This window comes from Desulfomonile tiedjei DSM 6799, from assembly GCF_000266945.1.
In the GTDB taxonomy this organism is placed as follows: Bacteria; Desulfobacterota; Desulfomonilia; order Desulfomonilales; family Desulfomonilaceae; genus Desulfomonile; species Desulfomonile tiedjei.
In genome coordinates this window covers 1,742,306-1,766,137 of the sequence record NC_018025.1, presented here as the reverse complement: position 1 = coordinate 1,766,137, position 23,832 = coordinate 1,742,306, and the positions used below count along the sequence as shown (strand labels likewise).

Genomic DNA, 23,832 nt, shown 5'->3' with positions numbered 1-23,832 from the left:
AATATCCGGAAGAATGGATTCGTTGCTGTAAAGTTCTCCGAAACGGGTAATGATATGACAGTTCTCAAGGCTAAAATCCTTGTGGTGGACGACGAACCGTCCCAAAGAAAAATGCTGAACGCCAATTTGTCTCTTGAAGGCTACCAGGTCTTTGAAGCCGATGATGGCACAAGCGCAATAAAGAGGGTCTCTGAAGAATTTTTCGATCTGATCCTGATGGATAATCGAATGTCCAGCATGGACGGGATTGAGGCGCTTAAAGAGATCAAGAATATATCACCTGGAATCCCGGTCATCATTATAACCGCTTACGCATCGGTGGAAACTGCTGTCGAAGCGTTGCAGGCAGGAGCCCACGATTACCTCACAAAACCGCTCGATATTGAGGAGCTCAAGATAAAAGTCCATCAGTCGCTGGAATTCTGGCGCCTCAAAGAGGACAACATTCTTCAGCGGCGGCGTATTGAAAATCTCTTCGATGCGTCTCGAATTGTGGGGCGATCCCAAAGAATGAAAGCGGTCCTTGAAACTGTTGCCATGGTGGCTCCGACAGAGGCAACGGTGCTCGTTCTGGGAGAATCCGGAACTGGTAAAGAGCTTATAGCAAATGCCCTTCACCAGGGCTCTGCCCGGGCTGAAAAACGTTTTATCAAAGTCAATTGTGCGGCTTTGCCGGAAACACTTCTCGAAAGCGAGCTTTTCGGTCACGAAAAGGGTGCGTTCACAGGGGCAGTCGGACGCAGGCCTGGAAGATTCGAACTTGCAGACGGCGGCACTATTTTCCTCGACGAAATAGGGGAGATGACTCTTGCTACTCAATCGAAATTGCTGCGAGTCTTGCAGGAACGCGAATTCGAACCTCTTGGATCTACCCGCACGGTCAAAGTGGATATTCGCATAGTGACCGCTTCGAACAGAATTTTGAAAGAAGAAGTGAAAAAAGGAAACTTTCGAGAGGATCTGTTTTATCGACTGAACGTCGTCCCTATAAATCTTCCTCCGCTTCGAGAACGCCGCGAGGATATTCCGTTGCTGATTGAACATTTTCTTAAGCTCTATAACGAGAAGAACAATCGCAATCTGCTCGGATTTCATCCGCGAGCTCTCGATGCCATGATGCGATATTCCTGGCCCGGAAACATCCGTGAGCTGGAAAATATTGTCGAGCGAGCAGTCATCCTTTCCAAGGACGATTATGTTCCTTTCGCGGAACTTCCCGAATCCATCAGAGGATCTGCAGGCGATCCTCTTTCCGAACAGGTGAGAGAAGGTATCCGTCCGGGCATGACAATAAAGGAAATGGAAAAAGAACTTATTATGAAAACTTTGGAGGACAATGACGGCAACCGGACTCGCGCTGCACGGGTTCTCGGAATTACCCGCCGCACACTCCAGCACAAATTGAAAGAATATGATTTGGATCTACAATCATCAGATTCCGGTGATTGATCCGATGCTATAGATTCGCGGACTTCCGTGCATTAACATTTATATAGGGGGGAACGAAGTAATTAGTAAAGGTGCGTCATGTCTCATTTAAGTACAGTTAAATCGGATGAGCATGCAAAAGCATTGCTGGAAAGAGATCGATTTTTGCAGGATCATCCTGAATTGCTTTCGTTACAGGAAAAAATTGATGATAGCCTGAGAAAAGCCGACAGTACCCAGAACCGGCTCGTTGTCATTCATGATTTGATGATGGAGTCATTCTTTAAATTGGACAGCCAGCTCAAGAGCCTTGCTCGTGAGTTACGATCGTACGAAAGTGCCGAATAATACCAATGTGCGTTCAAAGACGTAACATCTGGTAAATCCGGTCCCGGCATGTCTCCGAAGCGAAGTCAGGCGGTGCCGTTCGTAGCGAAGGAGATTTGCCGGGACCGGCAAATAACAGATTTCTCAAATTCCCTCTATGAAGGCACTTTGGTATAAGTGGAAAATCCTCACGCGGAGGTCTGTTCGTTCTCAATTAACTGAGAAGGTATATCAATGAAAAATTCCGTCCCCCCCTTTTCCATGCAATCTTCAATACTGTTACAATGAGGACAACGGAGGACGCTGCCGGGACAGATATCCCGAGTCGTGGGAAGATGCGGGCAACGGAAACTGCTGAAGCCCACCTTGAAACCGAATCGTGCAGAGAAGATCTTTATCTTCAAGAGATCCGTTCCTGTCCCTCCGGCATTGAAATCATACCTTCGGCCTGAACTGTAGAGATCGATTTCCTGGACGGGATAAAATCCTTCAAAGATATTGGGCTGCTCGCTCTCCGGAATGCCTACTCCGTAATCGCGAATAGTAATTCTGTACCCTGAGGGAACATTTTCCCCTGAAACAATGATTCTTCCATAATCCGGGGTGTTTTCCACGGCGTTGCGAATTAACCCGCCCAGCACGGATACCATGATCTGAGGTTGTATCCTCAGGGTTGCCCGATCGGGTTCAAGGAAACGTATGTCCAACTGCCTTTCCCCAAGCATTTGATTGAGCCGCAACTCTACTGCCCGAAAAGCCGAGCGGACCGTTATTCCTTCTGTTTCCTGTATCTTGTCGGGAAATTGCTCTTTGATCTTTTGTTTGAGAAACTCAAGAGCTTGTTCCATTGATGGTTCTTGCTCCTGTTCCACCTCGAGCAGATCGGGAAGATTGTCGAGAAAGCTCAGAATCGCTTCTCTTTCGAGATAGATCTTATCTTCCACGATATGCGCCACTTGCTTTTCTATGGTTTTCAGTCTCGTGAGACTTCGGGAAATGCGGCCGAAGGGAAGCTTTCCGATATCTGCTCCTGCCTCTTCCAGGCGATTCTGCATAATCCGGAGAGAAGCCTCCACAATAGCCAGGGGTGTTTTCAGTTCGTGTGACAGATGATTCAGTATCTTGTTCTTTACTCTGTTGAGCCTTTCCAGTTCTTTGTTGGAATTCATGAGGCTCTCGAAATTGGCCGCGTTCTCCAGGGCAAGGGCTACGTTTCCCGAGAGCGCAGTCAGAATGTCCACATCTGAATCGGAAAAGGAGCCCTCTTTATTCAGCGCATACAGCACTCCCAAACGTTTGTCCAAAACCTGGAGCGGAACGCATACCATGTTGCGCGTGGTGAAACCGGATTTATCTTCAACCGGCCGGTAAATGCGGGGGTCGGTAACTGCATCTTGCACCAGTGCCGGTTCTCCGGTCCGAAACACCCAACCGCAGACCCCCTGATCTTTGGGTATACGGATTTCCTCGCGGGCCGACGCAAAGAAGCTCTCGCGATCTTGAACTTTTCTCCAGTAAAAGTCATCGCGTTCGGCATCGTACAGCAACACTCCCGCCCCTTCGCAATTAAGCACCATTTGGACTTCACTGACGATGACATCGAGAAGCTGATCGACATTCGTGGTGGAAGCCAATGCCTTTGCAGCATTGAACAAAAGCATCATTTTTGCGGAATCGAGGCCGGATTCAGGCGTGGTAGCGGTGTTCGGGCACTCTTTCAGGGTATGCTGCTCTTCACGCAGCTCGTTTGTCATTTCAGGACGCCCCGATTAACAGACGATATATGAGCTAGAGTCTGATTGATGAGAATCGTCTCAGTTTCGATTCAGGTCGATCTTTCAACATGGATACGGCTTGTGCTGAAATGCCTTCCGGCGTTAACCCGAGATCGGCCAGAAGTTCGGCTCTTGTGCCGTGTTCCACAAAAGCATCGGAAATACCCATGCGCACGGCGCTGCCCCCCCCCAACCCTTTGTCGGAAAAAAGCTCCAGAATTGCGCTGCCGAATCCTCCTGCCAGGATTCCTTCTTCCACCACCAGTACTTTTCCTGCCGCTCTGGATTTCTCCAGGATGAGATCTTCATCCAGCGGCTTGATAAACCGCGCATCCAGGACTCCGGCGGATATGCCTTTCTTGGCAAGAAGGTCTGCTGCTTGCACGGCTGGATCGACCATCGATCCGATCGCGATTATCAGGAGGTCCTCACCTTCTGTCATCATCCGTCCCTTGCCGACGGGAATCAGTTCCGGTTCCTTCTTGATAGGGACTCCCAGTCCGTCGGCTCGGGCGTACCGTATGGAAACAGGGCTGTTCAGGGTCAATGCTGTGGCCAGCATGTCAGACAACTGATCTTCATCTGCAGGAGCCATGACAGTAAGATTCGGAATGCTCCGCGCAAACGCGATATCGAATGCTCCATGATGAGTCGGTCCGTCCTCTCCCACTATCCCCGCCCGGTCCATGGCGAAGACAACAGGAAAATTCTGCATACAAACGTCATGGATAAGGTGATCGTATCCTCGCTGAATGAACGTAGAGTAGATCGCGACAACAGGATGATATCCTTCGCTGGCGAGCCCTGCCGCGAACACTATTCCGTGTTGCTCGGCTATTCCCACATCGAAAAAACGCCTGGGAAAAAGGCGAGCAAATTCTGCGAGTCCGGTTCCGTACTCCATTGCAGCAGTGATAGCGACAATCTTCGGGTCTTTGCTTGCCAGCTTCACCAGGGCCTTACCGAATACTGTGGTGTAAGAAGGCGGCCTGGGCTGTGAATGCACTTTCCCCGTTTCTATGTCAAACGGCCCTACTCCGTGAAATCTGCTTGGATTTTGTTCCGCCTGACAGTATCCCTTGCCTTTGCACGTGATCGCGTGCACAAGGACAGGCTCACGAAATCTCTTTATATTTTTGAAGGTTTCGACAAGGTGTTTCACCTGATGGCCGTCAATGGGACCGACATATTTGAATCCGAGGTCCTCAAAAAGCTTGCCCGGAGTAATGAATCCCTTGAGTGCGTCCTCGAACTGCTTTGCAAGGCTATATATGGGCTCTCCCATGACGTTTTTCAGAATGTTTTTCACTTCCGCCCTGAATCTGGTGACTATCTGGCCTGTCATAATGCGGTTGAGGTACGCAGCCATAGCGCCCACATTCGGGGATATGGACATTTCGTTATCGTTCAGGATGATGATAAGATCTTTTTCCGCAGCGCCTGCCTGGTTCAGACCTTCGTACGACACACCACAGGTCAAAGAACCGTCGCCCACAACAGCGATGACCTTGTGGTCGTCTCCATTGAAACATCGTGCCTGGGCGAGTCCTGCCGCGACACTGATTGCGTTACCCGCGTGTCCCACGTCAAAGAAGTCGTACGGGCTTTCTTCCCGTTTCGGGAATCCGGAAATCCCGCCCTTGGTGCGTAACGTTGAGAATGCATCGCGTCTCCCGGTGAGGATCTTGTACGCATACGCCTGGTGACCGACGTCAAACACTATGCGATCCTTGGGGGGTGAGAATATTTTCAGAAGAGCTACAGTCAACTCGACAACCCCAAGGCTTGAAGCCAAATGCCCGCCTCTTTGGGCTACTGTTCGGATGATCGTCTCCCGGATCTCATCGCTCAAGGTTTTCAGAGCTTCCAAAGAGAGGTCCTGGACATCCGCAGGAGATTCTATTCCAGCCAGGATCAATTCATTTTTGTTCATAATGTTTCCGTTCATCTGAATCTCAGCTCACCCTCTTACCGATATAATGAGTAATTTGGACCAACGGATTTGCTGTTTCCCCGAGGGGTCTTATAGTGTCCTCTGCATTGCGTATGAGAGAGTACATAATTTCTTCAGTGCGCTCTGCTCCCAACAACCTGGGAAGAGTCGCCTTTCCTCTGTCACCGTCTTTCTGAACGGCTTTCCCCATCTTTACCGGATCACCCTCTATGTCCAGAAGATCGTCACGTATTTGAAATATCATACCGAGAAGATCCCCGAATTTTCCCAATACTTCAATCCGCTCCAGTTCGCCGTCAACCAATGTAGCCCCACAGACGAGTGAAGCTCTGATCAAGGCGCCGGTTTTATTTCGCACGATATATTCGACCATGTGCTTATCTACGTCCTTGCCTTCACACAGAATGTCCATGACCTGCCCGGCAATGAGTCGGGTAGAACCCGCTGCCAGAGCGAGTTCCCGGATCGCTGCCAACAGGTTTTCGGCCCTGTATGTGCGGCTTACTTCAGGAAGGCTCAGGACACCCAGGCCATAAGTCAAGAGAGCGTCTCCGGCAAGAATCGCTACAGCTTCGCCAAATACTTTGTGGACAGTAGGCTTTCCCCGCCGCAGGTCGTCATTGTCCATAGCAGGGAGGTCGTCATGGATCAGAGAGTATGTATGAATGCATTCCAATGCCACTGCAAGAGGCAAAACCTGTTTTCCGCTGCCTCCTACTACTTCAGCGGCCGCCATGGCAAGCACCGGCCTTATCCGCTTACCGCCCGCAAAAACACTGTACCGCATAGCCTGGTGCAAAACAGCGGGCTCATTATCTTCAGGCGGCAGCATGGCGTCAAGAGCCTTTTCAGCCAAATCACGCCTTGCTTCCATGTATTCTTTTATGTTGGGGGCAGTCACTCTTTATCTTCCACTCTGCCAAACGGTATTCTCTCCATAGTGGCGAGCAACTCTTCCACTTTTCCTTCAGAATTATTCAGTATTTCCATACATTTCCTGGAAATGCCGATTCCTTCTTCAAACAACTTGAGACTTTGATCGAGAGGCAGTCCTCCGTGCTCGAGTTTCTCAACAATCGATCTGAGTCTCTCGAGGTTATCGTCAAAGTTCTCTGTTACTTCTTCTCTTTCCATCGTTTTCTTCATATCCGCTTCCGCACATGCCGTACATGTCGATCTATTTTTGGTCATCCGAAACCTGGAGCTCACTCAACTCTCTCTTCACGGCAGCATTACCGGAATCGAATTTCAATGCTCTTTCGAAGCATATCCGGGCCACGCTGTACCGCATGAAAAATCTTTTGTGAATGTACCCTTCCAGGAAATATCCTTCAGACATCTTTTGCGGCAGCACTCCCGTCAACGTCTCTCTAAGCCGGTTCGCGGTCTGGACCTCCTGAAGGGCCATCTTCACGTAATCCGCAGGAAAATCCTGGTGTAGCCGGGCTCGTATTTTCGTTTGGGCCGAGGCAAATAGTACATCGGCAAACAAGGCAGAATTGTCTGCCCCTGACGCTTCCAAAATGTCCCGAGCCTTGTCCAGAAGATCCAGCGCTTCAAGGTAATTAGTTTTATCCGAAAGAAGCTGCCCGTTCTTCAGCAGTTTTTCCGCGTCCGGCGCACTCTGACTCTGAGCCCATGTGCAAGAGGAATAAACCAAGAAACTAAAAAGAACGAAACTGAAGATCCGCCCGAATCTCTCCAAAGCTGCTACCTGTATGGGCTGTACCCGGTCCGAGCGCCCAATATTGGATTACAAACTATAATGTAGTATTTCCGCGGATTTTTTGGAAGCGATTTTCACGAAATGTTCAGGAATCTCTACTGCTGAGATATTTCGAATTCCACCCGCCGGGACATTCTGTCACCGGAAAAACCTGGAGGCGGCATAGTCGCCTGAGCCGCACCATGCGCCACGATTCCGATGCGAGAAGAGGCTATCCCATATCGTGATATGATGAACTTTGCCACAGTTTCGGCACGCTTCCGCGAAAGCTTGAGGTTGACTTCCGGGCTGCCTTGGCCATTGGAATAGCCATGGAGCACCAGGCGCGATTGCGGATTCGTCTTCAACAACTGACCGACTGTCTGCAGTGCAGCTTGATTTGCGGCTGAGGCTGCCGGATCTTTGGACGTCACCGACACGCTGTTGAGATCGAAGGTAACAGGTGCGAATCCAAATGTTGGAGTTGCCGAGGGGGGAACTACATTGGAAGCGCATGGCATGACTAAATTCTTCTTCATCCATCCATACCATGATGCCGGTGAATTGAACTCTTCCACCCTTACGTAAGTCCCTTTTCCCACTTCTGCAATCTGACGCATGAAAAAAGAGCCTTCCTGCGCCTGTCCAATCTGGAATGTATAAATCTCCAGATCGGGATTGTTCCTCATGATCTGTTCGGCTATTCGCCCAGGCTCAGCTTTGCAGGACTCGATACCTCCGCCAATAACCAAAATTGCAGTTTTTCCTTCAGCTTGAGAAGCATCGTCCGCGGCACCACGCAGTCCGGCGGAAAGAGAGCTGACGCCGTACGAAACGGTTCTGGGAAACGCATTGAAGAATCGTTCCGGATCCCATGGCTGAATGGCGAGAATGCTTTCCGTGTTCTCGCACCCCATTCCCACCTTGAGCCCGTAGTGGCGAAGTCCTACATTGAAAAAACCGTCAGCCGTTACCGGCATGCCTTTCTCAAACAGACCCATTTGCGTCAGCAATTGCTGATACCGGTCTTTTTCCTTCATGTAACCGGAAGCATCGAAAAGTACGAGGATGTTCTTGACCCGTTTGCAGTCATCTGCGTACGCGACAACGGAAAAAAGAAGAATCAGGGCCGTGAAAACCATCCCTATCGGATGGAATCGATCCCTGAGAAATGGCGCCATGAGCATCCTCCAGGAGAGAGTCCCTGAAATCTCGGGACTCACGATTGCGGTGGAATTAGCAGAAGATGGGAATATTGTCAAGAAATTAGGATGAAATCTTAATTCTTTGGGCTGGCACAGAGCGGATTATTTTATTCTCGAGATTTCTTTATGCTCAAATACAATCGGAAATAACCGATGTCGACTTTTTTCATGATCTGAGAGGCTGGAGGTATCCTTCGCTTCGGACGACGCAAAGCCGTCTAATCACTCCGCTCAGGACACACTTCAGCCTTTGTTGCCTTATATGAATAAATGCAAAAATAGTATATGGCAAGTGTGTAAGATAGTCTCCAATTGAGAAAAGCACTTTTCGGCAATTGGTAGGTGCCGTGCCTCCGTGCCGGCACATTCTTCAAATACAAATCAACCGGTTCGGGTCGGCAGGGACGCCGCCCCCTACTGTTCATTTAGGGTGCAATATGTTCAAAGAATCAGAAATTATGCCATCTGCTATAAGATGAGTTATCGGCATTGTGCGATATTCGAGCTATCTCTCATTTCGGAAGGACGAACCCGTTTCTGCAGGTCCGTTCCCCTCACTGAAAATTCGTATATTGTCTTAGACAGCCGACACCTCTGCTGCCAAATAGCCGCGGAGACTACTTGACAACTTTACTGCAAGACGAGATGCTTTTTCCATGATTCCGGCACCCAACATAGAGCGCAGGTCGCATGCAAACGAGCATCTGCTTCTGCTGTGTATGGCTTTGGCCATTCTGGTCGCTGCATTTTGCTGCCGCATCGAACCGGAAGGCATCGTCTCCTTTGGACTGCCAGTCATCGGCCTGCACATACCTCTCGCAGACGGCTGTTTGAGCCGCAAAATTCTGGGAGTCTCTTGCCCGGGATGCGGCCTGACTCGCAGCTTTGTCGCAGTGGCTCACGGCCAGTTCAGGCTTGCAATGGAATACAATGCTGTTGGACCGGCTTTGTTCATGCTGTGCGTATTGCAGATCCCGTACCGGATATGGGCTTATTTCCGGGAAGACAAAGTGAAGGGCCGATTGAAATGGATTCACGACCGTCTCGGAGTGGTAATCTGGATTGCCGCGGCGGCACTGTTTGTTTTCTGGGTATACCGTCTGGCAGCCGGACTGTTTCACGGTAGTGTTGGGACTTGATCGCAACGATTTTGATACGTGATCCGCATATTCAAAGGAACGCCTCGCCGTTCCCCCTGGAGCTTGCATGGTTGAATTCTTGTTAACTGCGGTTTTTGCCATACTCATCCTGGTCGGCCTGCTCATAGCGAACGGATACTGGTGGAACTGGTACTACTCTGCTCCGTCATCACAGGATGAAACATTCTTCTTTGAAGCAAGAGACGGCTGGAAGATCAGTGTCCATCGGTACCGACCTGTCCGGCAGTCCGGTGCTCTTCCGGTTATATTGTGTCACGGCCTGAGTTCCAACAGATATGCCTTCGATCTTCCCGGGACAGCATCTCTTGCTGTCTTCCTGAAGAACCAGGGGTTCGACGTCTGGTCGGCCGAATTGAGAGGCTCAGGCATGAGTGCAGGGCCGAAGGTATTCTTTTCTGACGTTCCCTACGACTGGGAATTTTGCGATCACCTGGAGAATGATGTCCCGGCAATTATCGATTTCGTACTGGAGAAAACCGGAGCTTCCAAAGTGCACTGGGTGGGACACAGCATGGGAGGGATGTTGATACTGGCTCATCTTGCGGCGACTCCGTCTGCTCGGATCGAATCGGTTGTCACATTGGGGTCTCCGGTGGATTTTTCCGGAATGCGCAATCGTTCAATCGATCTTCTCTTGGCAATCAGACCTCTGTATGCATGGCTTCCCATTTCTCCTTTGCCGTTCTTCGGCAGAGTCCTGCTGCCAATATCCCACTCCATTGGGAGAAGCCTCCTGGGACTCTTCCATCCTCCGAATATACACCCCGAGATTGCCAGAAAAGTCGTAGCGTTGGCTTCAGAATTGGTCACCTCCAATAAAATCTGGCTCACGTTCGGCAGATATATCGAAATGGGCAAATGTGCGCCTGAAAACGGAAAGTCCTATTTCGACGGGCTCGACCGGTCTCCTGCTTCAATTCTTTTTATTGCAGGCTCCCAGGATCTCATGGCTCCCAAAGCCATCAGTCCCCAGGTTTGCGCGCCGGAACACCCCGGAGGAAGGCGTGAATGCATGGTGATGGGGAAAGAAACGGGATGCATGGAAGATTACGGCCACATGGACCTGTTGGTCGGAAAACGGTCGGACAAGGAAGTGTTTCCTCGCATCACCGGCTGGATTCAGGAAAACGATGGTGAACTTCTGCAGCAACATGCAGACAGTACTGTTGCGAGCAGTCATAGTCAGTGCCAAATCTAACGTCCGATTCAGAAACAGAGTATTGGTGGGTGCCGGCCTCCGTGCCGGCACATTTTCAATATTAATAAATGATATCGCAAAGATGGACCGGCAGAGACGCCGGTCCCTACCAATACCTATAATTCACACGCCAAGTGAACGACAAAATTTTCAGCACTGACAATAAATGCAGTTTTTCACGTAAGCGTTGCACTTGAACGACAACACCGGATGTGGTATGCAGCCCGCAATGCCTTTTCTAGGGAGGCTCCATGCAGAACCCACGATTGCGCATAGCCCTGGTCTACGGAGGACAGTCTGCGGAACATGAAGTCTCGTTGCGTTCCGCGAGATCTATCTTCGACGCAATGGACAGATCCAAATACGATCCTCTTCCGATTCTGATCACGCAACAGGGTTCCTGGTACAGCATGCCCGCAGAGGCTGCTTCATTCGATCCCTCGGTGAGTCCGGCTCGATCAAACCGACTCATTTTTTCTCCGGACCCGCAGCACAGAGGTTTCCTGAAAGTGGACGGAGAATCTGGCATTCAGCCGATGCATGTGGATCTGGTTTTTCCAGTGCTCCACGGGACGTACGGTGAAGACGGAACCATTCAGGGACTCCTGGAAATGGCGCACATGCCGTACGTGGGCTGCGGTGTTCTTGCTTCAGCAGTAGGCATGGACAAGATTTTGATGAAAAAAGCATTCCGAGAAAACGGGCTGAACATCGGACCTTATTTCTGGTTTTTTCGCGCTGAATGGGAGAGCGATCCTGACAAAATCACTGCAAAGTTGAAATCCGCGCATTTTCCTCTGTTCGTCAAACCTGCAAATCTTGGGTCGTCTGTGGGAATCAGCAAGGTTTCGGATCCTTCCGGATTCGAAGCCGCTGTTAACCTGGCTGCTTCATACGACAGAAAAATCCTGGTGGAAGACGGTATTGAAGGACGCGAACTGGAAGTGAGCGTTCTTGGCAATGACCATCCCAAAGCAAGCGTTGCTGGTGAAGTCATATCTCACAGTTCTTTCTACGATTATGAAGAGAAATACCTCAAAGATACAGCGGAGCTCGTGATCCCCGCGGAACTCCCCGCAGGTATGCTGCAAAAAGCGCAGGAAGCTGCAATAACTGCATTCAGAGCGGTTGATGGTTCGGGGCTGGGGCGAGTGGATATGTTTCTCACGCCGGACAATCAGGTTGTGGTAAATGAAATCAACACCCTGCCCGGCTTTACCTCCATTAGCATGTATCCGAAGCTCTGGGAGGCTACGGGTCTGCCATACGCACAGCTCGTGGACAGACTTGTCGGACTGGCTCAGGAAAGGCATCGCGAAAAACTGACCATCAGGACTGACAGGAAGCCTGTATGAAGTCCTTGATCCTCACTGCCGGTCTCGGCACCAGGTTGAGACCCCTTACTCTGGAACGAGCCAAACCGACCATCCCCCTATTGGGAAAACCCCTCTTATTCTGGCTGCTCGAAAACCTGATGTCTCAGGGTGTTGATGAATTCCGGTTAAACCTTCACCACCTGCCGCACTCCATCGAACAGATCTTCGAGCGCGGGCCCGGTCTGAATATGCCTGTTTCTTTTGCGCATGAACCGGAAATTCTCGGCACAGCCGGCCCTCTGAAAGCGAATGAAGCTTTCTTCGATAATAACACGTTCCTCATGGTCAATGGGGACATCGTCATAGATTTCTCGTTTCGCGAAGCGTTCGCATTTCACAAGGAGCACGGTGCGCTTGCGACCTTGTTGATGTTTCCTCAGCCCTCTCCTCCCAGGTATTTTCCGGTGCGGATCGATGCCGATGGCAATCTCCTGAATTTCCCACATATCAGCAGGATGGGAAATGCACTGCCTGAAGCGTATGTCTTCACGGGAATTCACATTCTCGAACCTGAAATTTTTCAATTTATTCCTCATGCTATGCCGTACGAAATAAACGAGCAGGTTTATCCGGAAGCGATCAAGCGAGGAGCAAAGGTACTCGGTTTTCCCGTGAGTGGTTATTGGAACGATGTTGGCAGTCCCCAGCGGTACCTGGAAGCACAGCGAGATCTCCTGAACATGCGGACCAGGCTGCGCGTCAATCAAACGAAAATTCCTTATACGTGCGTTTCCCCGGAAGCCAGAATCGAGGAATCAGCAACATTCGGTCCCTTTTCTACTGCAGGGGAAGGTTGCCTCGTCCGTTCGGAATCTGTGGTGGAAAACTCAATCCTCTGGGAAGATGTCGAGGTCACGGAAAAAACTCACGTGCACAACTGCATCGCGGGCTCGGGTGTCGTTCTCAGAAATGATGTCCGCAACAAAATCGTTACGAGATTCGGTGACCTGGACATTTCTGCTTAGTGTCAATGTGCGTTCAAAGAAGTAACGTCTAGTAAATCCGGCCCGGCATGTCTCCGAAGCGAAGTCAGGCCGCGCCGTTCGTAGCGAAGGAGATTTGCCGGGACCGGCAAAGAACGGGTATAATACCATTTCGCAATTATGCATATAAGATAGCGCAGGCTGAGGTGTTCTGAGCGGAGTGATTAGACGGCTTTGCGTCGTCCGGAGCGAAGGATACCTCCAGCCTGCCAGATTATAAAAAGAAAAGCGAATCGGTATAACCTGTGACCAGGAAGTATGATCCGAAAATGAAGCTACACATGGCGGCATCCGAGATGAATTCGTACGGATTGACTGAAGAAACACGAAAACGGCTTTACTCAGTGCTACGAGATCGGCCCGAACCATCGGGAATCGTTCAGCTCGCGGGAGATGCGTCCACAAGGACATATTTCAGGGTGGCCTACCCGACGGGTCAGACGGTCATCGCCATGCTGCAGGCAACTGCAGGAGCCAATGAAGAAGCTGCTTTCATCGAGCTGAGTCGATTCCTCGAGAGCAGAGGACTCCCTGTTCCTTCGATTCTCGCGTACAGCAAGGAAGAAAGCGCTCTCCTTTTGCAGGATCTGGGGGACGAGCTGCTGGAATCTGTTGTCGAAAACGCTTCCAGCGATGACATTTCCCGATTGTACAGCGATGCGGTGGACCTGCTGGTACGCATGCGATCTGCTACGGAGACTCCGGACCCCGGTTGCCGTGCTTACAGTCTCGCTTTTGACGAAGAGAAATTGATGCAGGAAATGCATTTCTTTCTGGAGCATTTTGTGATTGGTTTCGCACGCCTTCAGCCATCACCGGCCGCACTGAAAACTCTCGAATCGTTTTTCCTGAATATTTGCCAAAACCTTGCACGGGAGCCGCGCATTTTTGCCCACCGCGATTTCCATTCACGAAATCTCATTCTCCACGAGGATCGGCTGTTCATGATCGATTTTCAGGATGCGAGAATGGGACCGGCTCAGTATGACCTGGCTTCACTATTGCGCGATTCGTACATATCTCTCCCTGAGGATCTGATAGAGACCCTCATCAGCCGTTATACAGATTCTGTCAGTGATCCCGATCCGATTCGATTCAGATATATTTTTGACATCATGTCCTTGCAGCGCAACATAAAAGCGCTCGGAACGTTCGGTTACCAGTCATGGGTACGCAACTCCGATCGCTACCTCTCCGCAATACCTCGCACGGGCCTGCATGTGGCACGGAATCTTGCCAAATATGCTGAATTTGCGACGTTCAGGCAGGTGTTGGAAGACCATATCGTCGACCCCGCCACAGCGCCGCATCTTCTTGACGATTTACATTAAGAATTTCTTGTAATTATTTCATATTTTTGATATATCTTGCCACAGCGTTCGCAGCATTTACGCTGGAGTTGGGAACATGAGAAGATTCCTGTTCGTGGCATGCAGTATTTTTTGGGTATTCGCGGGTACCTCGGTTTTCGCACAACAATCCGGAGTCGAAAACAGAATTCAGGATACGAAAACTCAAATTGAGGCTCAGATAGAGAAGATACGGGAAGCTCGGGAAAAAGCCGAAAATGAGGTGGTTTTGGCCAAAATCCGCGTAGGAGAACAATTGAGAAGGTCAGAAGAAGAATTGAAGCGTCAGCTCGAGGTTCTCGACCGATTCCGGGACAAATTGTCAGATGAGAAATATGAAACCAATCAGGCAGTTGTAGCGGTCCAAAGAGACTGGAGCGATCTTGTTCAGAAAGCATGCTCAGATATTGAAGCACAGATCGATACGACAAATTCGCTCATATCCGATTTGCAGGGCATGCGAAAACAGATGGATGGCGAAGTTCTGGGTTCTAGCATTCCAAACCAGGCGGAAAACACTACGAAGACGTGCTCAGGAGCTACCGAGAGCCAGGCGGTGTTCCTCGTGGTTCCTCCGACGTCGGAAGGACAGCCACCACAACTGGTCCCAACCTGAAACAAAAATTAACGGCCCGGGCGGGCGGAGCAGAAGTAAGAATTGGGGAACCTTTTTTGCAAAAAAGGTTCCCCAAACCCTTCCCAAAAACTCTTAACACCTGTCCAAATCTTTATTTTTTCCTCAAAAAGAGGAACTCAGAATTGTTGCCGGTCAAGGGAATGAACACGGATGTTCGTGATGCCAAGGAATAACACTGATTCGCTCTGAAAGCGATGAGCGTGAAAAGAATCTCCTAGGAGAATCAGTACAGAATTCGCGGTGTAGTCACAACATTTGCCTGCGAAATCTCTCTCATGAGCATAAAAGCTCCAAAAAACCGCATGATAATGAGAAAAGATGTTGCAGCCTTTTATTCAGTGCGCTACTTTTAAAAAGTGAAACTAAAATGCACACAATGTGGAACAACGTCTAAACTCCCGGACGGAAAGGTGCCCGTTGGGAGATCGTACATCCTTTGCCCGACATGCAATAGCCGCATAAATATTTTCAAGGGTGTTAGAATCGGCTCGGTAATACGGAATCTCGTCGGCCTGAGATTCCTTGCAGATAAAGACGGTCTGAACGACAGGTTTTGCGAACCGGGTGAAAGCTGGCGTGTTGTGAATATCGTGGAACCCTGTCCTGACCGGGGGAAGGGCCGAGCGTGCGAGTCGGAGAATCACGGACGATGCCCGAACCAGCGCCTTGTCGTGAGGCTTCGCCGGGATAATATCGTTTACAAGACGTGTCTGTACAGGCGGGGTGTTCGTATTTTCGACCGTGAAAGCAGGACACCGGTTGGGAACACCGGCGTGTCCACCGGATTCAAACTTCCGTCCGATGAAAAGTGATATCGATCTGTATATGTTCGCGCAATTCTTGATTCAACTTCAGTCATCAAGTGTTAGAAGTTCTTGAGGTGGGGTTTTAGGAGGAACTTCTTACAAGAAGTTCCTCCCAAAGCTTTAACGATTCTGCCAGACCGGTTTTCTCTTTTCGATGAAAGCCGTTATGCCTTCGTTGGCATCGTGTGATTCCATGAGGTCCTTCAGGTAGAGCCCTTCCATTCTGGGAAAATCTTCCATGACAGCTCTGAAGAAATCCATTCTTACTGCTCTATTTGCAATGCGGAGCGATTCTGCACTCTTGGGGAGAATATGCTTTTCAATCCATTGTGAAGCAGTCTCCCACGCATCCTGACCTTCTTCGGCAAGCAACGTGATCAGACCCATTTTCTGGGCTTCTGCGGCACTAACCGAACGTCCGGTCAGCACCATATCATCCGCATAGGTTTGGCCTACTTTGCGAGTCAACATGACAGAAGCAGGAGGAGGGAAAACCCCGAGCATGATCTCAGGCTGGCCGAACATGGCGCTGCCGTCAGCAACGATGAAATTGCAGAACAGAGCCAACTCCATTCCGCCTCCGAGACACTGGCCTCTCACAATGGCCATGACCGGCACAGACAAACGAACTAACTGGAAGAATACGCCATGAAATGCTTTGAGCATCATTGCCGCATTCTCTTTGGTATGCTCCGGGACGCTCGCCCCGAAGGAAAAGTGTTTTCCTTCCCCTTCAAATACGATCAGCTTCAAATCCTTTTCGCTGCAGAGACCGTCAAGTGCGCAAGATATTTCTCCCAGCATGGCGGCTTCGAGGATATTCGCCTTGGGAGCATTCAGGACAACTTTGAACACTGCGCCGTCAAATAGTTTTTCACATTTGATAAGCTTGTAATCCATAGCAGTTCCCTTCTAAGGAATTGTACCTATTCGCTTTTTCTTTTCATGATCTGGAAGGCCGGGGACATCCTTCGCTCCGGACGACGCAAAGCCGTCTAATCACTCCGCTCAGGACACCCCGGCTTTCGCTACGTTATGTGCATAATGCGAAATGGTAGTAGTTCGGTCTTGAACGATATTCACCTCGCGTAGGATGTGATGAGCGAAGCGGTCGAGAAATACCTCGACTGATGCGGTGAACCCGGGCGGATCGCGGGTTCACCGCATCCTACATTGGCTACGCCATCTGTCCCTACAGGGATGGAGAACCGTGGCACGATTCTGATGTCAATGCGGTTTTGAGACACTTTCTCTCTGCCGGTCATTCCATCGGTAGCATCGATCAAATGGAAGATGTGCCGGCACAGAGGCCGGCACCCACCAATATTCTTAATCTTCAGTCGGACATTAGTTTTGGCAATTCGTATAATACCAATTTGCTTTCAAAGTTAGACGAAATCCCCTCTACCCCCCCTTTATAAAGGGGGGAATGGGGGGATTTTGAATGCAAATTGGTATAAGACACCGTCTCCTACCTGCGTGGGCCGGACGACCAGCAGTTGATGCGCCCTTAGACACGCTGAAATGCATATATCGGTTTGTCCGACGCTACTCTTGCGGTTTCGCAAATACCTCAGCATAGGTATTCGCGTTCATCGGAGACCCCTGAGCTATGAGCTGACGCAACTTGATAAAATCGATCACGTCCTTGCCGGTTAGCTTCTTGGTATTGAACGCGTTGAATCCAAGGAATGCCTCATACCCCATGTTGGCCATGAGCCAATGACGGTTGGGGAGCTTTGATTGATCCCAGAAGAATTTTTTCTTTGCGCGAATCCCGTCAATAGCTTTGATAAGGCAACCGGGGAACAAATTGGCAAAAGTCCATACTATCCGACTGACTTCCTTGTCCAGGAGTTCGAAATCGATGGGAATATCTTTCATCATTTCACGTGCTTCTTTTGCAGCGGCGCCGGTCTTGAATTCTCCGTAGACGATCTCGCCGTCTTTCACGTATTCGTCGGTGATGATGAGAGGATTCCGGATGAACTTGCCGTCCTTTTTGAGCACGGGAATTACTTTGGAGATCAGGTTCTTGGCCTTCATCTTGTAGGCGCTCCAAAGCTCGCAGCTCACGCAGTTCCACATGGCGTCTTCCATGGAAAGGAACCAGGGCAGAAAGTCTGTCGACCCACCATCAGGACTCGAACCATGGCGTGCGCCTGCCTGACCGTAAATGGCCAGATCGCTGGAGACGGCAATATCGCAAGCCATTCCGATTTCCTGTCCTCCAGCCACTCGCATTCCGTTCACACGGCAAATGACCGGTTTCTTGCAATTCAGAATCGAATCCACCATGCCGTTAAACAAATCCATGTACTCGCCGTACTCATGAGGCCTTCTCGCATAGTATTCTGCGTACTCTCTCGTGTTTCCGCCCGTGCAGAAAGCTCTGTCGCCCGTCCCGGTAAACACTGCGGCAACAACGGACCGATCCTGGCTGGCAGCCGTAAATCCTGCGATAACGCCTTTCACCATTTCGGTAGTGTAGGAATTATACTGTTGGGGGTTATTGAGTCTGATCCAGGCTACATAGAGCCCTTCCACCGGATTGCCGTTCGGGTCGGTAAGAGGTTTTTTCTCGTAAACCGTGCAAGGAGCTTCGCTTCCCCAGTGTTCGGAACCAATGAGTATGTGATCCTTTATTTCATTGTCCCTTGGCAACCATTCTAATGCCATATTTGCTCCTCCTGAGTGTAAGATTTCGATATTCGGAGCCGCTTGAAGCGGTGTTATGTTTCTTGCGAAACGAGATGAATCGATTGTTGGTGAGGCCGGGTTCTGTCAGGAACCCGGCCGATAGTGGTTCATACCAATTTGCTTTCAAAGTTGGACGAAAAATCCCCTCTACCCCCCCTTTACTAAGGGGGGAAGTGGGGGATTTTGAATGCAAATTGGTATCAGTCTTTATTTGACCGGTTCAAAGGCATAGAAAACACGCGGCATTTCAACTACATTCCGCCCTACTTCCTGGGGAACCGGGTCTACTTCAAATACCGACAGCTTTACCTGATCGCCGGACTTCAACTCGCCTTCCTTGCAATTGATGATACGTGCAAAAAAGGTCTTCTTACCTTGAAGATCGATCAGTGCATGAATTAACGGAGGCTTTCCGAAACCCAGGGGAACGCCCACCATCTCTTCGGTAACGTCTATGACTGTAGCCGTGAGCGGCCAGTCAATCCATTCCATGTCGGTGCTGTAGCAGTCCGGACACATCAACCTCGGAGGAAAGGGCTCAGATCCACAAGCTTTGCATTTTGTCGTGGTCAAGCGCCCTTCTTTGAGGTGCTCGTAGAATGGATGCATTTGATTGAATTCTTTGGACTGCTGCGGAAACAGATCCATAGTTACCATGTATTTTCCGGTGAGTACGGAAATTCCGGGCGTGCTCATGCGACCTCCTTGCCGTAGATAATAACTGTGTGTGCGGCAATGAAACCGCTCAGGTTGTGAGTAAGGCCGATCGTTGCTCCCGGAACCTGCTGAGTCGCGTCCCCACGCAGTTGCTTCATAACTTCGATTCCCTGACGAATGCCGGTTCCTCCGAACGGGTGACCGCAGCCAAGGAGACCGCCGTCCGTATTGGTCGGAATCTTTCCACCGAAATCATTCTGTCCGTCCGCTACGAAGAAGCCGCCCTCACCTTTCTTGCAGAACCCCAGGTCTTCCATTTCAATGATCTCGGAAATGGTGAAACAATCGTGCGTCATTGCCACGTCAACGTCCTTGGGCTCCACTTTCGATTTCTTGTACGCCTGTTGTCCGGCTATTTTCAGAGCTTCCCATGTTGTCCAGTTGGGCATATTCGCGGACATGTTGTTCACGGAGGCCTGTCCTGTTCCACGGATATATACCAGAGGCTTGTCTGTCATTTCTTTGGCTTTTTCTTCGGAAGCCAGGATTACGGCTGCAGCACCGTCAGTGATTGGGCAGCAATCGTAAAGAGTCAAAGGAGAGACAATCATCTTGCCCGACATGACTTCTTCCATGGTCACGGGTGTTTGAAACTGCGCCTTGGGGTTTTTTGCGGCATTCCGTCGATTCTTGACGGAAATCATGCCCAGGTGCTCTTTCTTGGTCCCATACTGCTTGAAGTGCTGTTTTGCCACCATCGCGAAAACGGGCGGAGGAAGTCCCAATCCCTGTGAGCCATCCCAGTCGTGGTCTACGGAAGCAAGCTCACTGTAGAATATTTCCCATTTTTGAGGGGTATAGAGTTTCTCGCCCCCGGCGACCATGACGACGTCCGCCTGGCCGGACTTGATCATGGCGAACGCCAGGATAATCGCCGAGCTGCCGCTCGCGCACAGCAATTCCACTCGTGCACAGATGTTCTTCGGCTTTATGCCCACGTATTCTGCGACCAGTGGTGCGAGATGGGTTTGATAGGAAGTCCGTTCAGTGTACGCGGATGCAACCAGTAAACCATCAATGTCTTTCGGGTTCACTTGAGGGCTGTCTTCGTAACAGGCTTTTGCGGCCTCCTGAAAAAAATCCCTCTGGCTGCCGTCTCTGACGCCCCACTTGGACATTCCTCCGGCAACGATGCACACGTTACGTTCCATAGTCTTCTGTACCTCCCGTTCCTATTCGGGTAAATCTCGTTAACACCAATTTGCGTTCAAAATCCCCCCATTCCCCCCTTTAATAAAAGGGGGTAAGAGGGGATTTTTCGTCTAACTTTGAAAGCAAATCGGTATTAGTAGTGGTGCCAAAACATGCGTTCGATTGATCTCGCGATCCCTGCGAATGCAGAAATCCGAATCCCGGCTTTCACAGGGATCGCGACTCGAGCGCAGATGTGACACAGTGTCCGGACGGAACTCCGATTCGTCGTGCTTGCTTCTTCCTCACCTCCACTGCTCCGAATTACAGCGTGCTTTCAAGACGCTGCTTTACGTGTTTGCTTTCCCGGACGGAAAACATGTTGCCTTCTTCCTGAACAAAGAATTGTGCATGCTTACAGGTTTCAAGGGCTCGATGAGAAGTTCTCGATTCTTGTTGCCCGCTAATGGACTTCACAGTCCATCCGGTCTGAAAGCTCTTTCAGAATCAGGAACTTTCTCGACGTCGTCGGCTGTAAATACGAGGATGTATTCGAGCGACAGACTCATCGGCTACATAAGCAGCCGAAGATCGTACTTTCGTCGTCTGCAGTCGAACATTTCAAAGCACGAATGGATAGGGTATCGACTTTTCCGCGCAAACCGATTCGCACGAACGGATGCACATACGACGAAGCACCCCCGAAGGGAATACCTCTGTGGAACTCATCCGCCTTTCCATTCTCTCTATATCCCAAATGCCAAGGACTATCAATCCCCGCAGGACGCCGTGCAATGCAGGGAACAAATCCTTGTTTCCCGATCTTCCGCTGTCCGCCATATTCATCATTATGAATAGACAGGATGGGTCCCTGGAGAGCGTCCGAATCGAGAAGAACGCGGCTTCGATTCCGCAGGAACCCGTCTCTTTCAATGCTGCACGAGCACTGTTTTTCTAAACGCGAGACGATATTTCTCTCTTCTTTCACAAGGTCACCAGGAGAATGCAATCGCACAGTGTGTGCAGACTTGCACACAGGGTAAAGACGGCGTGTTCGTGAATGGCTTGCACGGACCGCATTCATACTTAATCTTCTTTTCTTTGTCAGGAATCACCGTGACAACCGGCTCTTCATTCATAGGATCGTTGGGATCGCAGTCAACGACCTGAAAGACCCCGGCAGGACAGGCGCTCACGCACTCACCGCATCCATCGCACTTGTCCGTATCAATGGTGATGAAGTAATCTCCTGAAGCGTCACTGTAGCCGTAATTCGCCTTCATTCTATGTCTCTGTCCGGAACAGTTCGTCGATCGCTGACAATCAACCCGGCAACCGGCCGATACTACTTCCGTCCCTTACCTTGTCGGCAGAGGGCATAGCCAAACAGGGCCGCACCGGCAGCACCTGCCAATTGAGTATCCCATTTCGTTTTCAGAGGTTCCAAACCCAGCTTCCTGGTAAGCCTTCCGATGACTCCCTGGTTCTTTGCCATTCCGCCGGTGACAGCGAATTCCGGTTCCACGCCCACCCGTTCCAGGAGAGAATAAATGCGATTAGCCATCGCGGAACAGTAGGCAGCGAGAACTTCATTCGTACTCAAACCCTTACGCAACAACCCGGTTGCCTCGGATTTGGCGTACACTACACAGGTACTGGAAACCGGCGGCGGTTCTCCATCTACTTCAAAGGAACGTCTTCCCACATCGCCAATGGGAACGGAAAGCAAATCCGAAAAGACTTCCATTCCGCGGCCCGTTCCTGCGGCACATTTGTCATTCATGAGAAAATTCGTGACCTTGCCTTTTTCGTCGCAGCGAATGACCTTGATATCCTGTCCCCCGACATCCAGAACCGTGCGCACACTGGGTCCGTAGAAGAAATTTGCGCCTTTTGCGTGGCATGCGATTTCCGTGACGGTTCTATCGGCCATGGGAACATTGACACGACCGTACCCGGTTCCTATCAGATAATGTATCTTCTCTTCCGTGAGCGAGGTTTTCTCCAGAGCAAACCGTAAAGCGTTTCGAGCACTGTCGGGACTGTTGGACCCGGTTCTCATGTTCCCGTATGCAAACATTTCGCCGTCAACCATGACTACCGCCTGGGAACTCACCGAACCCACATCGATTCCGACAGTAATGCACCGGCCGTTCTCCCAATTGATACAGGGATTCACCCAATTGGTTTCCTGCCATTTCCAGAATTCTTGTGTGTTCTCGTCGGCCATCCGTATATCCGTCACAAGGGTTTCGACATGCTCTATTTGGCTTCTGCAGCGGCAACAGCAGCTCCCACGGCAGCGCCATATTCCGGCAATTCCGGAACGTACACGCTATCGATGTTCAGGTCTCTCTTCAGGGCAGTAACGAATCCGGGATTACAAGCAACGCCACCGAGCATGACAATATCGGGATTCGCGCCGATGCGCCTGATCATGGACGCGATCCGGCTTGCCATTGCATCGAGAATTGCCCTGCAAATGTCTCTTTTCTCTACTTTCGCGTGTATAAGGCCCACCACTTCGGATTCAGCAAAGATGGCGCACTGAGCATTCATGGGAATGGGATTGTCTGAAGAAAAGGCGAGATTCCCCATTTCCTCCAGCGGTGTCTCGAGAGCTCTCCCCATGGCTTCGATGAATGCGCCTGCTCCTGCCGCACATTTTTCGTTGATCGCAAAATCCACGACTGCGCCATTTTCGTCGCATTTCACTGCGCGACTTTCTTCGGCTCCAACATCGACAACAGTCCGGGAATCAGGAAAAAAGAAGTGTGCTGCCGTAACTATGGCTTTAATATCGTTGACTCTGAAGTTTGCTTGTACAATGGCATTTGCGCCGGAACCGGTCCCGCCAATTCTTTTCAAATCGTATTCATTAATCCCGGCTTCTTTTAGCGCAATCTGCAGTGATTCTTTGATAGCCGCTGCCTGCTCGAAACCGGTGAGAACCATACCTTTTCCGACTATCCGTCCGTCTTTCAGAATGACCGTCTTAGTGTTCTTTGCACCACAGTCAATCCCTGCAGTGATCATATGGAAACCTACTTCCCCTGTCGGCCGTGTGGTACTCGCGCTCAAACCTTCGTAGGCTCTTCCGCAAGCAGGATAATAGCGTCCAAAACCAGTTTTTCTCTTGATGCCGGTTCGGGTTTGAAACTTGACTGGTATTTGGCATCGCTTCTAAGCTGAATATAACTTATACTGTTGTATTGTCAAGAGGTTTTCATTCCGGCGCAGTTTTTTCCTGAATGGTGCTTTCTATTGTCGTTTCTCAAATATGCCCTTCTCGACGCGAGATGGATCGATACGCTTATAGCGATTGGCAAAAATTCTGACGTTTATCCCACGCTCCAGTACAAGATATTAGTAGGGGCCGGC

Annotated in this window: 23 protein-coding genes; 10 read left to right on the top strand and 13 right to left on the bottom strand. The window is 50.3% G+C overall.

What is annotated here, in order from left to right; translation table 11 throughout:
* Positions 1-54: 54 nt before the first annotated feature.
* Both DESTI_RS07475 and DESTI_RS07470 read left to right on the top strand, forming a co-directional pair.
* Positions 55-1,449 carry a sigma-54-dependent transcriptional regulator gene (locus DESTI_RS07475; protein WP_014809355.1) on the top strand — a complete coding sequence of 465 codons (1,395 nt, stop codon included), beginning with the start codon at positions 55-57 and terminating at the stop codon, positions 1,447-1,449.
* A gap of 78 nt (positions 1,450-1,527) precedes the next feature.
* Positions 1,528-1,776, top strand: a complete 249-nt coding sequence (locus DESTI_RS07470) for a hypothetical protein (protein WP_014809354.1) — start codon at positions 1,528-1,530, stop codon at positions 1,774-1,776.
* A 167-nt stretch (positions 1,777-1,943) separates the two neighbouring features.
* On the opposite strand, the gene DESTI_RS07465 is transcribed toward DESTI_RS07470, so the two are convergent.
* From DESTI_RS07465 to DESTI_RS28560, 6 genes are all read right to left on the bottom strand, one after another.
* The gene (locus DESTI_RS07465) at positions 1,944-3,509 is read right to left on the bottom strand and encodes a GAF domain-containing sensor histidine kinase (protein WP_014809353.1); all 1,566 of its coding nucleotides are present in this window, start codon (positions 3,507-3,509) and stop codon (positions 1,944-1,946) included.
* A gap of 34 nt (positions 3,510-3,543) precedes the next feature.
* On the bottom strand, positions 3,544-5,463 hold the full coding sequence (dxs, locus tag DESTI_RS07460) for a 1-deoxy-D-xylulose-5-phosphate synthase (RefSeq protein ID WP_157212118.1): 1,920 nt from the start codon (positions 5,461-5,463) through the stop codon (positions 3,544-3,546).
* 22 nt (positions 5,464-5,485) lie between these two features.
* On the bottom strand, positions 5,486-6,385 hold the full coding sequence (locus DESTI_RS07455; protein WP_014809351.1) for a polyprenyl synthetase family protein: 900 nt from the start codon (positions 6,383-6,385) through the stop codon (positions 5,486-5,488).
* Entirely contained in the window at positions 6,382-6,630 is a 249-nt protein-coding gene (gene xseB / locus DESTI_RS07450; protein WP_014809350.1) for an exodeoxyribonuclease VII small subunit, read from the bottom strand. The genes DESTI_RS07455 and xseB overlap by 4 nt, the downstream gene beginning before the upstream one ends.
* 31 nt (positions 6,631-6,661) lie before the next feature.
* Positions 6,662-7,189 (bottom strand): hypothetical protein, encoded by a 528-nt coding sequence (locus DESTI_RS07445; RefSeq protein WP_014809349.1) that lies wholly within the window; start codon positions 7,187-7,189, stop codon positions 6,662-6,664.
* 116 nt (positions 7,190-7,305) lie between these two features.
* The gene (locus DESTI_RS28560; protein WP_014809348.1) at positions 7,306-8,370 is read right to left on the bottom strand and encodes an OmpA family protein; all 1,065 of its coding nucleotides are present in this window, start codon (positions 8,368-8,370) and stop codon (positions 7,306-7,308) included.
* Between the two features lie 680 nt (positions 8,371-9,050).
* On the opposite strand from DESTI_RS28560, the gene DESTI_RS07435 reads away from it, so the two are divergent.
* The 7 genes from DESTI_RS07435 to DESTI_RS07405 all read left to right on the top strand — a co-directional run bounded on the left by DESTI_RS07435 (position 9,051) and on the right by DESTI_RS07405 (position 15,909).
* Positions 9,051-9,533 carry a DUF2752 domain-containing protein gene (locus DESTI_RS07435; RefSeq protein ID WP_014809347.1) on the top strand — a complete coding sequence of 161 codons (483 nt, stop codon included), beginning with the start codon at positions 9,051-9,053 and terminating at the stop codon, positions 9,531-9,533.
* Positions 9,534-9,600: 67 nt separating this feature from the next.
* On the top strand, positions 9,601-10,752 hold the full coding sequence (locus DESTI_RS07430) for an alpha/beta hydrolase (protein ID WP_014809346.1): 1,152 nt from the start codon (positions 9,601-9,603) through the stop codon (positions 10,750-10,752).
* Between the two features lie 251 nt (positions 10,753-11,003).
* Positions 11,004-12,107 (top strand): D-alanine--D-alanine ligase family protein, encoded by a 1,104-nt coding sequence (locus tag DESTI_RS07425; protein WP_014809345.1) that lies wholly within the window; start codon positions 11,004-11,006, stop codon positions 12,105-12,107.
* On the top strand, positions 12,104-13,093 hold the full coding sequence (locus DESTI_RS07420; RefSeq protein WP_014809344.1) for a nucleotidyltransferase family protein: 990 nt from the start codon (positions 12,104-12,106) through the stop codon (positions 13,091-13,093). The genes DESTI_RS07425 and DESTI_RS07420 overlap by 4 nt, the downstream gene beginning before the upstream one ends.
* A gap of 287 nt (positions 13,094-13,380) precedes the next feature.
* A complete protein-coding gene (locus tag DESTI_RS07415; RefSeq protein ID WP_083846659.1) occupies positions 13,381-14,442 on the top strand; it encodes an aminoglycoside phosphotransferase family protein in 1,062 nt (353 codons plus the stop codon).
* Between the two features lie 76 nt (positions 14,443-14,518).
* Positions 14,519-15,076 (top strand): hypothetical protein, encoded by a 558-nt coding sequence (locus DESTI_RS07410; protein ID WP_014809342.1) that lies wholly within the window; start codon positions 14,519-14,521, stop codon positions 15,074-15,076.
* A gap of 431 nt (positions 15,077-15,507) precedes the next feature.
* The gene (locus DESTI_RS07405; RefSeq protein WP_014809341.1) at positions 15,508-15,909 is read left to right on the top strand and encodes a hypothetical protein; all 402 of its coding nucleotides are present in this window, start codon (positions 15,508-15,510) and stop codon (positions 15,907-15,909) included.
* Positions 15,910-16,023: 114 nt separating this feature from the next.
* Here the strand turns inward: DESTI_RS07405 and DESTI_RS07400 are convergent, their stop codons facing one another.
* From DESTI_RS07400 to DESTI_RS07385, 4 genes are all read right to left on the bottom strand, one after another.
* Entirely contained in the window at positions 16,024-16,803 is a 780-nt protein-coding gene (locus DESTI_RS07400) for an enoyl-CoA hydratase-related protein (protein ID WP_014809340.1), read from the bottom strand.
* A 648-nt stretch (positions 16,804-17,451) separates the two neighbouring features.
* Positions 17,452-18,582, bottom strand: coding sequence for a 6-oxocyclohex-1-ene-1-carbonyl-CoA hydratase (oah, locus tag DESTI_RS07395; RefSeq protein WP_014809339.1), 1,131 nt, complete (start codon positions 18,580-18,582; stop codon positions 17,452-17,454).
* A 228-nt stretch (positions 18,583-18,810) separates the two neighbouring features.
* Positions 18,811-19,299: a Zn-ribbon domain-containing OB-fold protein gene (locus DESTI_RS07390; protein WP_014809338.1), complete on the bottom strand. Its 489-nt coding sequence runs from the start codon at positions 19,297-19,299 to the stop codon at positions 18,811-18,813.
* Positions 19,296-20,471: a thiolase family protein gene (locus tag DESTI_RS07385; RefSeq protein ID WP_014809337.1), complete on the bottom strand. Its 1,176-nt coding sequence runs from the start codon at positions 20,469-20,471 to the stop codon at positions 19,296-19,298. Before DESTI_RS07385 ends, DESTI_RS07390 begins: the two co-directional genes overlap by 4 nt.
* Before the next feature lie 698 nt (positions 20,472-21,169).
* On the opposite strand from DESTI_RS07385, the gene DESTI_RS30650 reads away from it, so the two are divergent.
* Positions 21,170-21,409 (top strand): hypothetical protein, encoded by a 240-nt coding sequence (locus DESTI_RS30650; protein ID WP_157212117.1) that lies wholly within the window; start codon positions 21,170-21,172, stop codon positions 21,407-21,409.
* Between the two features lie 34 nt (positions 21,410-21,443).
* Here the strand turns inward: DESTI_RS30650 and DESTI_RS07375 are convergent, their stop codons facing one another.
* The 3 genes from DESTI_RS07375 to DESTI_RS07365 all read right to left on the bottom strand — a co-directional run bounded on the left by DESTI_RS07375 (position 21,444) and on the right by DESTI_RS07365 (position 23,487).
* A complete protein-coding gene (locus DESTI_RS07375; protein ID WP_014809335.1) occupies positions 21,444-21,734 on the bottom strand; it encodes a 4Fe-4S dicluster domain-containing protein in 291 nt (96 codons plus the stop codon).
* A gap of 62 nt (positions 21,735-21,796) precedes the next feature.
* On the bottom strand, positions 21,797-22,681 hold the full coding sequence (bzdQ, locus tag DESTI_RS07370; protein WP_014809334.1) for a benzoyl-CoA reductase, bzd-type, subunit Q: 885 nt from the start codon (positions 22,679-22,681) through the stop codon (positions 21,797-21,799).
* Between the two features lie 32 nt (positions 22,682-22,713).
* A complete protein-coding gene (locus DESTI_RS07365) occupies positions 22,714-23,487 on the bottom strand; it encodes an acyl-CoA dehydratase activase (RefSeq protein ID WP_014809333.1) in 774 nt (257 codons plus the stop codon).
* Between the last annotated feature and the right edge of the window lie 345 nt (positions 23,488-23,832).

What these genes read in the sequence shown, in the direction of transcription:
- DESTI_RS07475 (WP_014809355.1), top strand. Translation starts at nt 55, where the DNA reads ATGACAGTTCTCAAGGCTAAAATCCTTGTGGTGGACGACGAACCGTCC.
- DESTI_RS07470 (WP_014809354.1), top strand. Translation starts at nt 1,528, where the DNA reads ATGTCTCATTTAAGTACAGTTAAATCGGATGAGCATGCAAAAGCATTG.
- DESTI_RS07465 (WP_014809353.1), bottom strand. Translation starts at nt 3,509, where the DNA reads ATGACAAACGAGCTGCGTGAAGAGCAGCATACCCTGAAAGAGTGCCCG.
- dxs (WP_157212118.1), bottom strand. Translation starts at nt 5,463, where the DNA reads ATGAACAAAAATGAATTGATCCTGGCTGGAATAGAATCTCCTGCGGAT.
- xseB (WP_014809350.1), bottom strand. Translation starts at nt 6,630, where the DNA reads ATGAAGAAAACGATGGAAAGAGAAGAAGTAACAGAGAACTTTGACGAT.
- DESTI_RS28560 (WP_014809348.1), bottom strand. Translation starts at nt 8,370, where the DNA reads ATGGCGCCATTTCTCAGGGATCGATTCCATCCGATAGGGATGGTTTTC.
- DESTI_RS07435 (WP_014809347.1), top strand. Translation starts at nt 9,051, where the DNA reads ATGATTCCGGCACCCAACATAGAGCGCAGGTCGCATGCAAACGAGCAT.
- DESTI_RS07430 (WP_014809346.1), top strand. Translation starts at nt 9,601, where the DNA reads ATGGTTGAATTCTTGTTAACTGCGGTTTTTGCCATACTCATCCTGGTC.
- DESTI_RS07425 (WP_014809345.1), top strand. Translation starts at nt 11,004, where the DNA reads ATGCAGAACCCACGATTGCGCATAGCCCTGGTCTACGGAGGACAGTCT.
- DESTI_RS07420 (WP_014809344.1), top strand. Translation starts at nt 12,104, where the DNA reads ATGAAGTCCTTGATCCTCACTGCCGGTCTCGGCACCAGGTTGAGACCC.
- DESTI_RS07415 (WP_083846659.1), top strand. Translation starts at nt 13,381, where the DNA reads ATGAAGCTACACATGGCGGCATCCGAGATGAATTCGTACGGATTGACT.
- DESTI_RS07410 (WP_014809342.1), top strand. Translation starts at nt 14,519, where the DNA reads ATGAGAAGATTCCTGTTCGTGGCATGCAGTATTTTTTGGGTATTCGCG.
- DESTI_RS07400 (WP_014809340.1), bottom strand. Translation starts at nt 16,803, where the DNA reads ATGGATTACAAGCTTATCAAATGTGAAAAACTATTTGACGGCGCAGTG.
- oah (WP_014809339.1), bottom strand. Translation starts at nt 18,582, where the DNA reads ATGGCATTAGAATGGTTGCCAAGGGACAATGAAATAAAGGATCACATA.
- DESTI_RS07390 (WP_014809338.1), bottom strand. Translation starts at nt 19,299, where the DNA reads ATGAGCACGCCCGGAATTTCCGTACTCACCGGAAAATACATGGTAACT.
- DESTI_RS07385 (WP_014809337.1), bottom strand. Translation starts at nt 20,471, where the DNA reads ATGGAACGTAACGTGTGCATCGTTGCCGGAGGAATGTCCAAGTGGGGC.
- DESTI_RS07375 (WP_014809335.1), bottom strand. Translation starts at nt 21,734, where the DNA reads ATGAAGGCGAATTACGGCTACAGTGACGCTTCAGGAGATTACTTCATC.
- bzdQ (WP_014809334.1), bottom strand. Translation starts at nt 22,681, where the DNA reads ATGGCCGACGAGAACACACAAGAATTCTGGAAATGGCAGGAAACCAAT.
- DESTI_RS07365 (WP_014809333.1), bottom strand. Translation starts at nt 23,487, where the DNA reads ATGATCACTGCAGGGATTGACTGTGGTGCAAAGAACACTAAGACGGTC.